This is a genomic window from Vibrio sp. THAF190c, assembly GCF_009363355.1.
Classification (GTDB): Bacteria; Pseudomonadota; Gammaproteobacteria; order Enterobacterales; family Vibrionaceae; genus Vibrio; species Vibrio fortis_A.
Genome location: NZ_CP045338.1, coordinates 2301389 through 2317825 on the forward strand (window position 1 = coordinate 2301389; position 16437 = coordinate 2317825).

Genomic DNA, 16437 nt, shown 5'->3' on the forward strand with positions numbered 1-16437 from the left:
AGCTCACTTACATGTACACGGCAAAAATTGTGCTACTGAGAGTATATCCATCCCGTTGCAACGGGCGAGAAACTGTCATAATTTTTATTAAAAGCGTGCGCGAGATAACATTTAGATCAAATCAGGTTACAACATGAAACACCAAACAACATCCCGCAACATTCAAATTACACATCTATCACTCAATTAGTTTTTCTAAAAAACAGCCCCCTTTTCAGGTTAGTTTTTTTCATTCGCGCTCTTTGAATTTGTCCCTTACATTACGCACTCTGATATAGGTCAGATCAAAGTCACTTTACTATTAACGCTAACTGGAGATCGCTCTCATGCAAGGTTTAGAACTCGCAATATTTCTGCAATTCTTCCTTGGGCTTGTCGCTGCTGTAAACCCTATTGGTATCATGCCTGTATTCGTTTCTCTCACGGCCCATATGCCGCCTGAAGAGAGGAATCGAACTGCATTACAGGCTAACGTCGCTGTAGCGGTTATATTGATTGTGTCGTTAGTCGCAGGACAAATGCTATTAGACATGTTCAGCATCTCTTTGGACTCATTCCGAGTCGCCGGTGGTTTACTGCTTCTTAGCATCGCGTTTTCAATGATGAGCGGTAAATTGGGTGAAGATAAGCAGAACAAACAAGAGAAGTCAGAATACGTGAGCAGAGAGCAAATTGGTGTAGTGCCTCTTGCGATGCCGCTCATGGCAGGTCCAGGTGCGATCAGTTCGACCATTGTTTACGGTTCTCGCTACCCAGCGGCCATTGATACTGTGGGTATTGGCATTAGCATCGTCGCTTTTGCAACCTGTTCATGGTTACTGTTCCGTTCCGCCCCCGTGATTGTGCGCTTCCTGGGCCAAACAGGCATCAACGTGATCACGCGTATCATGGGTCTGATTCTTGGTGCACTAGGTATCGAGTTCATTGCCAACGGTCTTCGCAACCTATTCCCAGGTTTGGCGTAATAAAGAAAACGTTTAACCGACGCTAAAAAACGCTATCGAGGCGAGTAAAGCATAGGCTTTCACTCGCCTCATTTATTTCAACCGAGTATGATGTTTACCAAGTCATTACAATAAGCACATTATTACAACCATGCCTCGACACTCTCTTAAACATCATCTCTATGTCATCATTTTTGGTACACATACCCGAGCGGGACGTGTCTTTGATATCTCGCTGATTGTTGCCATAATTGCGTCTTTAGTGGTTTTGATTCTCGAGTCACTACCTAACGTAATGACGGCGTGGTCACAAGAGCTGCGCTATATTGAGTACACGTTTACGGCACTGTTTACGATTGAGTATCTATTAAGACTGTATTGCTCACCAAAACCGAAGTCCTATGCCACCAGCTTCTATGGTGTGATCGACCTACTTGCAATTTTGCCAACCTACCTAGCGATACTCTTCCCGGGAGCATCCTTCATGGGCGTGATCAGGTTGTTACGCGTGATGCGCATTTTCCGCATCCTAAAGTTGGTGCGCTATCTTCAAGACTCCAACATCCTTTTGCGTTCGCTATTACATGCAAGGCGTAAAATTCTGATCTTCTTTAGTACCGTGGGTATCTTGGTAACCATTTTTGGCTCTCTAATCTTTGTTATCGAAGGGCCGGATAATGGCTTCACCAGCATTCCACAAAGCATCTACTGGGCAATTGTAACCATCACAACTGTAGGATACGGCGATATCGTTCCACAGACGGTACTCGGCAAAGCTATTGCGTCACTAACCATGCTATTGGGTTACTCAATTCTGGCAGTACCAACAGGCATTATTACCGCAGAACTGAGCAATGAAATGAATGCACATAAAGAGCTAGTAAAGTGTCCAAACTGCAATCGCTCAGGCCACGATTCAGACGCTCTCCACTGTAAGCATTGTGGCAGCGAGCTGGCTGATCCTGATAAGCGAGTTGTGGTTGAGGATAACTAGGAGCAGAAGCGGGATTCGAGTGTCGAGATGCGAAAAGATTTAGGAGCAGATACTAGATTCGGGTAGCGAGATGCGAAGGGATTTAAAAGCAGTTTCGAGAGCCGGATAATGAGATTCCCGACTACGCTCCTTCGTCGCTATCGGGAATGACGTAGGTTTGGAGGTAATCTCTCGTCATCCTTAAGAGTGAGGAACGAACGAGTTGGGGATCTTTGTTCTTTTTAGTGTGAAGGACAAGTTTTGATATCTAAACAGATTGAGCCTTAGATACACTGGCCTCCAGCGATCAAAAAAGCCGATGTATAAACACCGGCTTTAGACTCTTATTAAGCGAAGAGTTTAAAAAGGACAACGCCCCTCTCACCTCAAAACAGAGAACTCTTTTTTACGCCTTCTCAGCAAGGATGATGCGTAGAGTACGGCGTAGAGGTTCTGCTGCACCCCATAGCAGTTGGTCCCCTACTGTGAATGCGTTTAGGAAGTCGTTACCCATAGACATCTTACGTAGACGACCTACTGGCACAGACATAGTACCTGTTACTTTCGCCGGCGTTAGCTCTTGAGCTGTGATATCACGGTCGTTAGGGATCACTTTAACCCAATCATTGTGCGTTGCGATGATCTCTTCGATTTCGTCCATTGGAACGTCTTGCTTAAGCTTAATAGTCAGCGCTTGAGCGTGACAACGCATTGCACCGATACGTACACAAGTACCATCGATTGGAATCGGTTGACCATCTAGGCCTAAGATCTTGTTCGCTTCAACGCCCGCTTTCCACTCTTCTTTGCTCTGACCGTTTTCACGCTTCACATCGATCCATGGGATTAGCGAGCCAGCAAGAGGCGCACCGAATTGGTCTGTAGGGAAAGATTCTGAGCGAATAGTGTCCGCGACCTTCTTATCGATATCAAGAATAGAGCTTGCTGGGTTAGCAAGTTCAGAGCTTACGCTGTCATTGATAACGCCCATTTGTGAGATAAGCTCACGCATGTTCTTCGCACCTGCACCAGAAGCGGCTTGGTACGTCATTGCGCTCATCCACTCAACCATGCCTTTTTCGTAAAGACCACCCAGTGCCATAAGCATCAGGCTCACAGTACAGTTACCGCCAACAAACGTGTTGGTGCCGCCGTGAATGCCTTGTTGGATTTGCGCCAAGTTAACAGGATCAAGAGTAATGATAGAGTCAGCATCCATACGTAGAGTTGAAGCTGCATCAATCCAGTAACCTTTCCAACCTGCTTGACGCAGTGCTGGGTAAACTTTTGATGTGTAGTCGCCGCCTTGACATGTGATCACAGCATCAAGCTGTTTTAAGCTATCAATGTCAAATGCGTCTTGCAGTAAACCCGCATCTTTACCACCAAGAACAGGGGCTGGGATACCGATTTGAGATGTACTGTAATAAACAGGTTCAATCAGGTCGAAGTCACGCTCTTCAACCATACGTTGCATTAGTACAGAACCGACCATACCACGCCAACCAACTAGACCTACTCTCATCTCGAACTCTCCATGTATAAAAATTAAATTGCTTTCCTCCATCTATAAGTTTTTCAGTAACAGAACTCAAGCGCTTTTTGTCAAAAAGTGTAACTTTTTCGTTTCTTTTCAGTGAACGGGATAAATCTGCGAGTTATCTGATCTTGGCTTAACTTAACTAAAGTACAGAAAACACACGCCAAATCTCCTTTTGAAGGCTTTCAAACTGTCATTTAGCTCAAATTAAAACCAATACGAACAAACTCCAATCAGCACTTATAACTACAACACAGCCAATAAACAAAATAATAATTCACAAGGCGAAAACAACGTGCAACAAAAATCAACATTATCAAATCATTAATTTAACAAATATTTAGATTTTGATACTAAAAATAAGACTATAAATAGTCAAATATCACAACTATTGGCTTATTTTTCGATATAATCATCCAATTAATGTAGTGTCCAATTCGTACCCCACACTATAACGAAGCACTATAATGCTCGAAATAATAAGAGGCTTTTATGCAGCAGAGTAAAACTCGCCTACCGAACTTGATGCAGGTTTTCATTTCGTTAGGGCTATTTTTGTCCCTCGCGTTTTCTTTTACAGCGAAGCTTGATCTTCCTATCCAACTCGCGCTGTACATCGGTTGGTTTATCATCATGGTTTTAGGTATTCGACTAGGCCATCAATACAAAGACTTAGAAAAAGCAGCACTCAATGGGATCTCCAATGGCTTAGGTGCTGTTTTAATACTTTTAGCGGTAGGTGCTTTGGTTGGAACATGGATCTCTGGCGGTATTGTTCCGACCATTATCTACTACGGTTTGAAAGCGATTCACCCATCGATCTTCCTGCTAGCAACAATGATCATCTGTTCATTAACTGCACTCGCAACTGGCACTTCGTGGGGCGCTGCGGGTACTGCTGGTATTGCGATGATGGGTATTGGTCAAGGTCTAGGTGTTCCAGCTCCAATTACAGCAGGTGCAGTACTTTCAGGCTGTTACTTTGGTGACAAAATGTCTCCACTGTCTGATTCAGTAATCCTTGCTTCTTCAATGTCTAACGTAGAAGTGGTCGAGCATATTAAAGGTATGCTGCCAGTTGCTCTGATCAGTTACATCATCACCGGTATTATGTTTACAGCGTTTGGCTTCCACTACGCAGGTAACGTTGACATGAGCCAGGTTGAATCGGTCATCAAAGCGATGGAAGTACAGTTTTACATTACCCCTTACTCTTTCGTTCCTGTTCTAATCGTATTAGGTCTGCTTGCGTTCCGCATGCCTTCATTCCCGGTGATCAGCTTTGGTTCTCTGCTTGGTATTATCTGGGCAGTGATGATTCAAGAGATCGATTTCCTAACGGCGTTTAACACGGCTTGGGCTCCTTTCTCTATCTCTTCTGGTGTTGAATTTATTGATTCAATCTTGAACCGCGGTGGCATGTCTTCAATGCTTGGTTCAGTAGCCGTCATTGTGTTTGGTTTAGGCTTTGGTGGTTTACTTGATAAAGTGGGCGTACTAGAGACAATCGCAAAAGTGTTCGAGCGCCGCGTAAACAGCGCAGGCTCACTAGCCACCAGCACGATTGGTACGGCTTTCATGGGTAACGTATTTGGTTCTGCAATGTACGTATCTCTAATTCTTACTCCAAAAATCTGTGCGAAGAACTACGACCGTCTAGGTTACCAACGCAAGAACCTATCACGTAACGCTGAGTTTGGCGGCACCCTTACATCAGGTATGGTTCCTTGGAGTGATAACGGTATCTACATGGCGAGTATTCTGGGCGTTGCGACCCTGTCTTATGCTCCGTTCATGTGGCTGAGCTTTATCTGTATCATCGTAACCATCGTAACCTCTTACATGGGTTGGTTCGTTGATAAATGTGAACCTACAGCACCTGCAGTTGAAGCTGAAGAAGCGCTAGAGTTAAACAAGCAGCAAGCTTAAATCTCTATAGTACTCAAATAGAAAAAAGAGCAACTACACCTAGTGTCGTTGCTCTTTTTTATAGAGGTTGGTTTATCCGTGTTTTTCTAAATGGTCTCTCGCTGCTTCGACTGTCGCGCCGATAGCTAATTCCAGTTCTTGTAGATCGCTATCTTCTATTGACTTGGACTGCTTCATCTTAGCTTCAACACTAGTCGAAATGGCAGCAAGCCTTGATGCTTTAATACTCCCTGCGACACCTTTTAAGCTGTGTACAACGCGAGCAGCCGTCACTTCATCGTCAGTTTTAAGCTCCATGAACTTATTGAAGTCATTGGCATGATCTTCTACAAACACGTTCAGTAGCAAAACCACCGACTCGTGATCGCCATCCAGAGTTTCAAGCATCTCATCAATATCAATGACAGGCTTGTCGTCGTCCAAATCAACGGATGCAGTGCTCTCTTCCTTCTGTTGCAGTGGAACCACGTTATCCATGTCTACAACAGTTGAACCCGCAGCCAAAGAAGATGGCGAGTTATTGGAGGTTGACGCATCCACGCCACCAGAATGCATACCATTTGACGGTACTTCAACAATAGGTTTTTCAGTCGCTGGCGTGTTCTGATTCTCAACGGAGATCGAGTGACTTTCCAAGTGATCTTTGGATTCTAGTGATTCTAAAGTATCTGCGGATTGGTTGCCTTCCGACTGGCTGCCTGGACGCAGAGGCTGTTCATAATCACTGACATCTGATGCGTGCAATTTGAGCCGAGCGAAAGCCAGGCAACAAAAAGCAAGGGCACTCAAAACAGCCAACGCCGTCAGCATGTAAAACTGGCCAGAGTGGTATTGGTTTTCAAGAGCGATGATCTGCTCGTTGACTGAGTTCTTCTTGATTCGATCAACCAAATAATTGAGCTGAGCGTAATTTCCTAGTAAAGACGATGCGTCGGCTAGCAATTGCTGTAGTGCGTCTTGTTCATCTTCGTCCAACTGATAAGACTGTTCTAAAATCGCATCGAAAGCACGGTAAATCGATGAAGAAGTATGGTTTTCAGAGTACATGGCTTGGAACACCACGGTGCCAAATTGGTTCAGCAGTGGCAGCATTTGCTCTGAAGTATTTGGATCGCCGCGCAATGCCTTTATATCATCGACCAGATACTGAACTTGGCTCTCTATCGGTATAAATTCGTTAAATTTCTCTAGAAACTGGTCAACGACATAGAGCAGTTGATTCACGTCTGGGCGAATCCAAGCATTTTTGTAATCTGATTCAACTTGCAGTCTTAGTGAATAAACGAGTTGAGCATCGAGTGCCATGTCGTTAATCCTTGAGACACGAAGTGGCTCTGAAAAGTAGAGTGACTGCCTAAGTTCAGTAACACGAATGCCGAGTTCTTCTATCTGTTCTAATGACTGGTTATAGGCGCGACTGAGGTTGAGTAGCATCAAGGTAGGAATAAGCCAGACAATCAAAACCAAAGCGATGATTTTCGTTGAACGCTTAATCGTGGGTTGTGGGGTCACAGATAATTCCATCGACATTCCTTGTTGTGATCCAATGATTCGACGAGACAGGTATCGATTAGGGCAACATAACCCCAACCAAGCATGAGTAGCAGCGTCCTGCTGCCACTCATTGTTAACTTAACTCTATGACTTATTTCTAGTCAACTGATCACGTAAGTTTGGTGGAGTACCTTTGATCGTCAGTGTGTCTGTTTCCGGATCGTAAAAAATACGCTCGCCAAGCAGCAGGCTGTCAAAACTCACGTTCAAGCCGCCACCGGCGCCAACAAACTTGGTCAGTTTACGCATTGTCGCGCGATCTGCAGGGAAACTCTCTTCAAGCTCATACCCCTGTTCGCTGGTGTAATCTAAAAAGCTGGTACCGTCTGTGCTTGGAGGAAGCTCTCCAGAAAGCTCACGAACCTGAACCTCATCCCCCGCTTTCAACTGTTCGTTGCAGTAATCAGCTACCTGTTTCTTGTAGCTGATCGCTTCTTCTTTCTCAAGCTTAGAGTCAGAAACAAAGTCTTCTACTGCTTGCATCAGTACTTGGTTTTGTTGCTTTGCATCCAAACCTACTTCAGCTTGTAAAAAGTCTAAGAAGAAGTCTGCCACTTTACGGCCAACACGACCTTTAATGTATGCAAGGTAGCGATTCGACTCTTTATCCGTTTCGTACGTCGATAGGTCAAGACGAGCCGCAATGTCCATTTTCGAGATATCTAGGTAGTCTGTTGCACTGATATCAAGGCCTTCGGTCACTTTAAGGCTTTGGTTTGATGGCAGCAGACCGATGAATAGGTAATCTGTCGCCAGCGACTGATATTCTGCTAAAACCAACGTACCTTCATCAGCAAACGGGTATTTTGAAAGCTCTTCTTTCAGACGTTGAGCACTTTTTTGTGAGAAATCGTAGAAATTTGTCTCGCCTTTACGAAGTTCATGCAACCACTGTTGAAATTCGCTGTCGGACTTAAATGCACCAAACCCTTTGCCAGGTTTTGAGTTAAAAACGCGATGCAGTTCAGCCACTAAGCTTTCAGATGAAGCATCGTTATCGAGAGACTCAGCACGGAAGTTAACAATCAGTTCATCCTGATCGTTCTTGCTCAGCTGGTGTAAAATTACGTTGGAAAGATGAAGGCTCATAGTGAAAATATTATCGTTCAGGTTTCAGTTGTCGTGAATTGTAGGTTATCATAAGCCGCTTTTACTATCATTATTAGAGTCCTTATGCCGATTATATCTAAATACACAGATGAACAAGTTGAAAACATCCTAGCTGAAGTAGGTGCTGTACTGTCTAAGCACAAAGCTTCACCAGAACTTTCACTGATGATCGCCGGAAATATCGCAACCAATGTCTTAAATCAGAACGTTGCTGCTTCACAACGCAAAGGAATTGCTGAAAAATTTGCCGAGGCATTAATCTCTTCGCTTGACGAAAAGAAGTCTCACTAAGATAGACTGACGGATAAAAGAATAATAAATGGTAGACAGCGCAAACTCATATAGCGATCGTGTATCTCGACTAGTTGGTTGGGGTCACTGGTTTGCATTTTTCAACATCATTGCTGCGATGTTGATCGGTACTCGTTATATCACTCAATCAGCTTGGCCCGAAACTCTATTAGGACAGTTCTATCTGGCCGTTTCTTGGGTTGGCCACTTTGGCTTTTTAGTATTTGCTCTCTACCTATTGGTGTTGTTCCCACTCACCTTTATATTACCGTCAAGAAAGTTACTCCGACTTGTTGCGGTTTGCTTCGCAACAATCGGATTAACTGTTCTATTGATAGATACTCAAACCTATCAAAGCATTAACCTCCACCTGACGCCTGTCGTTTGGGAGGTACTATTTAGCGAAGAAGAGACTGCGTTCAGTTCAGACTTGCAGCACCTATTCATCGTTATGCCGCTGATCTTCATGCTCCAGCTCGGTCTTTCTGAGTGGGTATGGCGCAAACAGCGCAAACTTTCACACAAACATGTCGGCCGACCTATAGCCGCTGTGTTTTTCTTAAGTTTTATTAGTAGCCATCTCACCTACATTTGGGCAGATGCGTACTTCTATAACCCAATTACCAGCCAAAAGGCGAACTTTCCACTCTCTTACCCTATGACAGCGAAAAGCTTCATGGAGAAACACGGCTTACTTGACCGTGAAGAGTACTTAGAGCGACGCGAAGCAAATGCTGATAACGTTGATCTTGTTAGCTACCCACTGGAAGAGATTCAATATAACCGCCGCAGTGCTGACCTTAACATTCTTCTAGTTAGCGTGAATAACCTGCGCGCTGACGCTCTGAATAGCGACGTAATGCCAAACAGCTTTGCGTATGCCAAAGAAGGAATTAACTTCACCAATCATTACAGCTCTAGTAATGATATGTATGGCATTTTCGGTCTGTTCTATGGGCTGCCAAGCAGCTACTCAAGCAGCATTAAATCACAAGGTTCGAACGCGGTATTACTCGATGTTCTAGAACACCACAACTACAGCATCGCTGCCTTCAGTGGCGATCACTTCGAAGATGCAATGTTCTCTGAAATTATCTTCCGAGGCAGAAATGTAGAAGAGAGTGCAGCGACTTACGATGACCAGAGTGCCATTAATGCTTGGTCTGAATGGGTACAATCTCCAGATGCTGGCGCACCTTGGTTTAGCTTTATCGAGCTCACAACGCTGGATAATTTCACCAACTACCAAAATGACAGCAATGAAACTCGCAGTGCTGTTGAGCGATTCACTGCCGACTATCAAAAATCAGCGATGGCGGCAGACAATGAACTACAAACGATTTACCAAACTCTTGAAGAATTGTCATTGACTGAGAATACCGTTGTGATCATAACTTCAAACCACGGTACTGAGTTTAACGAGACTAAAACAAACAGCTGGGGTGCAAACTCAAACTACAGCCGTTACCAACTGCAAGTGCCTATGTTTATGCATTGGCCAGGTAAAACGGCGTCTGAGTACACTCACCGTTCTAGTCATTTAGATCTATCTGTCACTTTGCTACAAGATTTATTGGGCGTTTCTTCTAACCCGAACGATTTTAGCAGTGGCCGTAACCTATTCGACGAGAGTAAGCGTAAGTGGATCTTAGCCGGTGATTCTCGTGAACTTGCGCTGGTTACAACACAACAGACAACGGTTATCGACAAGTTTGGTAACTACAAGCTTTACGACAAAGATTACAAGCGTTTGAAAGACGTGAGTCCGCGCTTACCTGTGTTGATGCAAGGTCTGACTGAGCTGCAACGTTTCTATACTAAGAACGACTAAAACTCAGTGAAATATAGGTTTAACCAAAAAAGGAAGCGTGAGCTTCCTTTTTTATTATCACTAATGTTTATAAAACGAGCATTCAAACTAAATAATGAAAATTAAGGGTTTACAAGCCCAAGGATGCCTTATATTATTCACCGCAATGGAGAGATGGCTGAGTGGTCGAAAGCACCGGTCTTGAAAACCGGCAACCGTTAATAGCGGTTCTAGGGTTCAAATCCCTATCTCTCCACCACATTCTAAAAGCCGCTGAGAAATCAGCGGCTTTTTTCGTTTATGAACTCTAAAGTTATCTTCACTCATATTTACGACCCTCTCCCTAAACTTCGAGACTCAATAAGCTCGCGGTACAAATATTCACTCGCAAATCTTCAAACCAACGCACTCATTTGATCAAGTTTTCAGCATTCAAATAAAAAAACCAGTTAAAGCGGTCATAAAGAAAGCAAACTCTCTTTGTAGGGGTTTACAAGCATCAGCATGCTTTATATTATGCACGCCATCGGAGGGATGGCTGAGTGGTCGAAAGCACCGGTCTTGAAAACCGGCAACCGTTAATAGCGGTTCTAGGGTTCAAATCCCTATCCCTCCACCACATTCGAAAAAGCCGCTGAGAAATCAGCGGCTTTTTTCATTTCTGTCGTCGTCGAACTTAACTCATGACCTTATATGCCGCGTTCAACAGCTGCATGTGAATCGGCACTAAATCTTGATGCTGTGAACGATATCCGCCCCCAACAACACACGCGATAGGAATATCATTACTTTTCGCCATTTCAAACATCAGGCAATCGCGTTGATAGATCCCGTCAGTCGATACGTTAAGGTACCCAAGCTCGTCGTCTACATGAATATCAACACCCGCATCGTAGATAATCAAATCTGGCTGATAATGCATCAAAGCCATTTGTGTCACTTGCTCGAAGCTTGCTAAAAATTCTGTGTCTTCGGTTTCTCGAGATAGAGGGACATCAAAATCAGATGACGGCTTGCGCGCTGGGAAGTTCTTGTCGCAATGAAAAGAGAGCGTCGCAATATCTGGCTCATTCTGACATAGAGTTGCAGTACCATCGCCATGATGGACATCGCTGTCGACAATTAAAACTGTTTCTATGTGTTCAAAAGTCAGCGCATGCTTCGCCGCCACGACCAGATCGTTAAACAGACAAAAGCCACTGCCAAAATCATGGTGAGCGTGATGGTAACCACCACTCAAATGAATAGCGATACCATGTTCAATCGCCATTTCAGCAGCTAGAGCCGTTCCACCAGCAGAGCAAAGCGTCCGCTCAATAAGCTGCTCACTCCAAGGAAAACCTATACGACGCATCTTAGGTGCAGCTAGCTGACCGCTGGTGAGCAAATCAACATACTCTGCACTATGAACGTGTTTCACCTGCTCTATTGATGCGGGGTGCGGTTCAAACAACTCAAACGCTTGATGCCAATTAGAGGATTCTGCTCGTTTGGCCTCGACAGCCTGATAGAGAAGTCGATATTTGTTAATTGGATAACGGTGCCCTTCTGGTAAAGGGAGCTGCGAGTATATGGGATGATAGATTAACGGGATCATAAAACGCTTCATTTTGACGGAGTCTCAAGATCATAACAGCCTGAGTCTTGGCGACAACCGCAATAAGTGATAATAGTTATCATTTACTTAAATGGAGGCACCATTTTGAAAAACATAATGTTATTCAGTGGAGTGATCTGCGGCTCTCTGGTTGCAGTAATGATATTCGTGACTATGTTGCTAACTAGTTGGTGGGTCGTTGATTTTCTGCTGGGAAGCCATCAAACTTAATTTAATCTCTCTACAAGGACTTCTCATGAGCACCATCTTCATTACTGGCGCAAATCGCGGCATCGGACTCAGCCTAACGCAACAATACTTAGAGTTAGGACACACGGTTTACGCGACCTATCGCGATCATAAAACAGCGGCATCATTGATTGCTATGGGTGAGCAATACCCACAACTCACCTGCGTCCCACTTGATGTAACAAACTACCCAGCTGTGTCATCACTTGCAGACCAAATCAGCCACATAGATATATTGATTAACAATGCTGGTTACTATGGACCAAAAGGCTACGGTTTGGGCAATACCGATGTTGACGAATGGCGTCGCGTGTTTGAGGTTAACAGCATAGCCCCTCTCAAACTCGTTGAAGCCATGCTACCAAATCTTTCACAAAGTGCCGTTAAGAAAATCGCTTGTCTCTCTTCCAGAGTAGGCAGTATGGCAGAGAACACCTCTGGAGGTGGCTACATTTATCGCTCTTCCAAAGCGGCTCTTAACTCAGTAGTGAAAAGCTTAAGCAACGACCTGACCTCTCAAGGCTTTACTGTATTGGCGTTGCACCCAGGTTGGGTACAAACTGAGATGGGCGGACCAAATGCTCTTATCGATACCGATACTTCGGCAAAGGGACTCATTCAAGTTATCGAGCAAAGCGGCCTTGATTCAAGTGGTCACTTCCTTAACTACGATGGCTCTGCTATCGCTTGGTAGACAGATCTAGGTGCTAAGATGAGATTCCCTTCAACCCACTATAAATCAGCTCTTCTAGGCGCTGTATGCCTGCTTCTCGGTGGGTGTTGGGATAATCAAGGCGACTTATTTGATGAATACCACAGTCGCGTCGCTCGAGTTCAAGATGAAAGTCAAATCTCAGAAGAGTGGGAGTTTGAAGCACTACCAAGAAAACGGGAGCTTAATATCAACATTGAGCCGATTTCGATGGGGCTTTTAGATAGCTATCAACTCAGAGAGTGCGGGCTGTTCAATTTGATTGCGGAGCGTAATTCTGTACTTGGTAAAGTCGCGGACCAGTTTCGCAACTTTGACTACCAAGTTGCGTTCCTCAACGGACTGTCCGAGTGCTTGAATCATCAAGGTATCTCGTCTGACGTTCATCAGCAACTTCTCAAAATTGATCAACAAAAGCGTGACCAACTCGCACAGCACCAATGGAACCTTCTCTACGCCAGTGACGCAATGCAATCTCAATTACGTGGTAGCCAATGGCTTAACGAAGATGTTGGCCTAAAAGTTCAACGTGTCAGTGACGCTTTGGGCTATCTTGACCAATCCTTCAATACAAGACTCACCTTAGGGTCGGTAACCGAAGTACAAGAGACACTTGAAAAACAAGTCGTACTTGGCGATCTTCACTACTCTTTGAGTGCTGCTACGTTCGAGTTAAATCAGATAACCCAACAACTCAAAACGTACGATCACAAAATCATCTGTGGAAAGCAGCGCGATACCACCAAATTTCGCCACCTCAATAATGTCTTCGAGCAACAGTTTATTGGACTGGTTCAGCCCTATATGGCCCAGTTAGATGGTTACTACCAACAACTAATCCCACACCTTTCATTGTTCGAGGCCCAACCGCAGTTGCACTCTTACACTTTTCCGTTAGCAGAAACTCATCAAGCATTCAGAGTCTCCATCCGTGAGCACGTAGACTATTGGAAAGCCCTTTTTGAGCGCTGCGGCCGCAAAGTCGGACGCTAGCTCGATGCTCGCTTCTTGGTAAACTTCTTACGCCCACCAGCCTTACGTTTTTTATAAGCCGGCCTTTCAACTTTAGGCAGATGGCGCAGCGATTCTGGTACTTCAGATGTTTTCACCTGATGCATAAGCCCAGATATTTTATTTTCAAGATCAGACATGAAAGGCTGGTAAGCTTGATTCCGTTCCGCCATCCCTTGCAGTTGGTGTTCCCAGTGTGCGGTCATATCAGGGAAGGTCGAATCTTCAGGGAGAGCATGAATCAAGCCTCGGCCTGCAGGGCTGCTATGAATGCTCTTACCCTGACGCGTCAACAATTGCCTTTTGAATAGCGTATCAAGGATGCCAGCGCGGGTTGCTTCGGTACCTAACCCATCAGTCTCTTTCAAAATCGATTTCAGCTCTTTATTGGCAACAAAACGTGCAATACCTGTCATCGCCTGTAGAAGCGTTGCTTCAGTAAAGTGTTTTGGTGGCTCTGTTTTCTTATCTCCAATCACGCCCTCGCGACAAGTCAATACGGTTCCTTCAGGCAAAGGCGGTACCGTATCAGCGCCATCACTCTTATCAGCCGAATCCGTTTTGCCCATCAGCACTTTCCAGCCTGGAGATACCAGCTGTCGGCCTTTAGCAATAAATACGCCTCCAGCAATATCAAATACCAGCTTAGCCTCTGCATAGACGGCGTGTGGGTAGAACTGCATTAAATATTGTCGAGCAATCTGCTGGTAGATCTTCATTTCATTACCAGAAAGGCCGTTCACTGAAGACTTTTTCGGGGTTGGAATAATCGCGTGGTGCGCATCAACCTTACTGTCATTCCAAGCTTTTGAACGCAGTGACAAATCAGCACCCTGAGCACCTTGCTCAAGCTCTTTGGCATTGTTGGCGATAGCATCAACAACAGACTGCCTTTGTGAGTAGTGATCTTTCGGTAAGTAACGGCTATCTGAACGCGGATACGTGATCAGCTTATGTTTTTCATACAGAGACTGACAGGTATCCAACACTTGTTGTGCGCTCATACCAAAACGTTTTGCAGCGTCGATTTGTAACGCAGAGAGCGAGTATGGGAGCGGAGCCGCTTGTTTGGTCTGCTTCTGCTCGGATTCCACCACTTTAGCGGGTTGATTCTGAATCCGGCTAGCGACGTTCTCCACCAGTTTGCGATTAAGAACTCGCCCCTCTTCGTCCTGCCAAGGTTTGCACGCTTCGCTCGGCTTCCAGCGAGCACGAATATCGAAGCTATCGCTGCCATTTTGATAAGGAATCAAAGCATGCAGTGTGAAATAGTCTTTGGGGATAAAGTTTTCGATCTCTTCATCACGTCTCACGACCAATCCAAGCACCGGAGTCTGTACTCGTCCGACCGACAACACGCCTTGGTATCCCGCCTTTTGTCCGAGTAGGGTATAGGCACGAGTCATATTCATACCATACAGCCAGTCAGCCCTTGAACGCGCTAAGGCAGACACAGACAGAGGGATAAACTCTTTGTTGCTGCGCATCTGTCCTAGTGCACGCTTAACAGCCGGTAAGTTTAGGTCGCTGATTAGCAGTCTCTGAATCGACTCTTTGCGAGTTTTGGAGACTTTACAATAGTCGATAACCTCATCCACCAACAGTTGCCCTTCTCTATCAGGGTCTCCTGCATGCACGATCTGTTTGGCATCTTTGAGTAGTTTACGGATTACAGTTAGCTGTTTACTGGAGCTCTTTCTTGGTCTGAGTTGCCACTGTTCAGGCACGATAGGTAGGTCGACTAAGTTCCACTTCTTATATCGCTCTTCATAAGCATCGGGCTCGACTTGCTCTAAAAGATGACCAATACACCACGTCACTACATCGCCATTTCCGCACTGTATGAATCCTTCCCCCTTTTTCTGTGGGTTAGGCAAAGCAGCGGCAATAGCACGACCTAAGCTAGGTTTTTCAGCGATGATTAAGCGAGACATGATTTTCCAAAGACAACAAACAATTAGAGCCACATTATCTAATGTGGCTCTAATAAATCAAGATAAACTGTTTTTTTATACAGTAATTGAGTATTTATAGGAACTCGACAAACTGAGATAGATTACGCTCTGGCACTTTCATTGGCGTACAGCCTGGCGTCCCTAAATACAAGAAGCCGACAATTTCATCTTCGCCTTCGAGTCCAAACGCTTGATGTACCTCAGGGTGGAACATCCATTTACCTGAACGCCAGAAGCCTTGGAAACCCTGCGCGACAGCGGCCATTTGCATTGCTTGAGCGGCACAACCTGCAGACAGGTGCTGCTCTAACGCCGGTACTTTTTCGTGCTCAGTCACTTTTGCGATAACGGTAATCACCATAGGTGCACGAAAAGGCGCTTTTTTCACCTTCTCAACAACAGCATCTTCACTGTTATCCGCTTCTGCTGCACGAACCAGAATATCAGAGAGTTTCTGTAGCCCTTCACCTTGTGCGATCACAAAGCGCCAAGGGGTTAAAGCAGCATGGTCAGGGGCACGCAATCCCGCTTTAATAATGTTCTCTAGGGCAACACCTTCAGGGGCTGGCTCAGATAGCTTGGCGATAGAGCGTCTATTGAGCAATAGATCCAAAGCATCCATTTGAAGTCCTTACTATTTTCTTATTTGTATCTTTGAACTGTAGCATAGATTACAAACGATAATAAGTCGCAACATCTGTAACAAAAAAGCCCTCAGAGGTTCTCTAAGGGCTTTGATGAGTTTTCACACTATCTGTGCTC

13 protein-coding genes and 2 tRNA genes are annotated in these 16437 nt (G+C 44.9%); 9 read left to right on the forward strand and 6 right to left on the reverse strand.

Annotated elements, in window-relative coordinates; translation table 11 throughout:
• Nucleotides 1–326: 326 nt before the first annotated feature.
• Together FIV04_RS10190 and FIV04_RS10195 are read left to right on the forward strand one after the other, a co-directional pair.
• On the forward strand, nt 327–965 hold the full coding sequence (locus FIV04_RS10190) for a YchE family NAAT transporter (RefSeq protein WP_032551978.1): 639 nt from the start codon (nt 327–329) through the stop codon (nt 963–965).
• Between the two features lie 130 nt (nt 966–1095).
• The gene (locus FIV04_RS10195; protein WP_152469062.1) at nt 1096–1938 is read left to right on the forward strand and encodes an ion transporter; all 843 of its coding nucleotides are present in this window, start codon (nt 1096–1098) and stop codon (nt 1936–1938) included.
• Between the two features lie 385 nt (nt 1939–2323).
• Here the strand turns inward: FIV04_RS10195 and asd are convergent, their stop codons facing one another.
• Nucleotides 2324–3442, reverse strand: a complete 1119-nt coding sequence (gene asd, locus FIV04_RS10200; RefSeq protein ID WP_032551976.1) for an aspartate-semialdehyde dehydrogenase — start codon at nt 3440–3442, stop codon at nt 2324–2326.
• Nucleotides 3443–3949: 507 nt separating this feature from the next.
• On the opposite strand from asd, the gene nhaC reads away from it, so the two are divergent.
• Complete coding sequence (gene nhaC / locus FIV04_RS10205; RefSeq protein ID WP_150893888.1) at nt 3950–5386, forward strand: Na+/H+ antiporter NhaC; 1437 nt, start codon at nt 3950–3952, stop codon at nt 5384–5386.
• Nucleotides 5387–5458: 72 nt separating this feature from the next.
• On the opposite strand, the gene FIV04_RS10210 is transcribed toward nhaC, so the two are convergent.
• Nucleotides 5459–6910 (reverse strand): Hpt domain-containing protein, encoded by a 1452-nt coding sequence (locus FIV04_RS10210; protein ID WP_152469063.1) that lies wholly within the window; start codon nt 6908–6910, stop codon nt 5459–5461.
• 114 nt (nt 6911–7024) lie between these two features.
• Nucleotides 7025–8029 carry a nucleoid-associated protein YejK gene (gene yejK / locus FIV04_RS10215; RefSeq protein WP_150869014.1) on the reverse strand — a complete coding sequence of 335 codons (1005 nt, stop codon included), beginning with the start codon at nt 8027–8029 and terminating at the stop codon, nt 7025–7027.
• 84 nt (nt 8030–8113) lie between these two features.
• On the opposite strand from yejK, the gene FIV04_RS10220 reads away from it, so the two are divergent.
• The 4 genes from FIV04_RS10220 (at nt 8114) to FIV04_RS10235 (ending at nt 10770) form a co-directional block, all read left to right on the forward strand.
• Nucleotides 8114–8341, forward strand: coding sequence for a YejL family protein (locus tag FIV04_RS10220; protein ID WP_032551972.1), 228 nt, complete (start codon nt 8114–8116; stop codon nt 8339–8341).
• 28 nt (nt 8342–8369) lie between these two features.
• Complete coding sequence (locus FIV04_RS10225) at nt 8370–10172, forward strand: DUF3413 domain-containing protein (protein ID WP_152469064.1); 1803 nt, start codon at nt 8370–8372, stop codon at nt 10170–10172.
• A 147-nt stretch (nt 10173–10319) separates the two neighbouring features.
• Nucleotides 10320–10410, forward strand: a tRNA-Ser gene (locus tag FIV04_RS10230).
• 269 nt (nt 10411–10679) lie between these two features.
• Nucleotides 10680–10770 (forward strand) — tRNA-Ser (locus tag FIV04_RS10235).
• Between the two features lie 57 nt (nt 10771–10827).
• Here FIV04_RS10235 and FIV04_RS10240 read toward each other — a convergent pair.
• Nucleotides 10828–11748 carry a histone deacetylase gene (locus FIV04_RS10240; protein WP_152469065.1) on the reverse strand — a complete coding sequence of 307 codons (921 nt, stop codon included), beginning with the start codon at nt 11746–11748 and terminating at the stop codon, nt 10828–10830.
• 256 nt (nt 11749–12004) lie between these two features.
• On the opposite strand from FIV04_RS10240, the gene FIV04_RS10245 reads away from it, so the two are divergent.
• Together FIV04_RS10245 and FIV04_RS10250 are read left to right on the forward strand one after the other, a co-directional pair.
• The gene (locus FIV04_RS10245) at nt 12005–12691 is read left to right on the forward strand and encodes an SDR family oxidoreductase (RefSeq protein ID WP_152469066.1); all 687 of its coding nucleotides are present in this window, start codon (nt 12005–12007) and stop codon (nt 12689–12691) included.
• Between the two features lie 18 nt (nt 12692–12709).
• Nucleotides 12710–13702 (forward strand): DUF3080 domain-containing protein, encoded by a 993-nt coding sequence (locus FIV04_RS10250; protein ID WP_152469067.1) that lies wholly within the window; start codon nt 12710–12712, stop codon nt 13700–13702.
• Here FIV04_RS10250 and FIV04_RS10255 read toward each other — a convergent pair.
• A complete protein-coding gene (locus FIV04_RS10255; protein ID WP_152469068.1) occupies nt 13699–15654 on the reverse strand; it encodes a DNA topoisomerase III in 1956 nt (651 codons plus the stop codon). The two genes, FIV04_RS10250 and FIV04_RS10255, sit on opposite strands and share 4 nt — an antisense overlap.
• Before the next feature lie 94 nt (nt 15655–15748).
• Complete coding sequence (locus FIV04_RS10260) at nt 15749–16297, reverse strand: NAD(P)H nitroreductase (RefSeq protein WP_032551966.1); 549 nt, start codon at nt 16295–16297, stop codon at nt 15749–15751.
• Nucleotides 16298–16437: the final 140 nt, after the last annotated feature.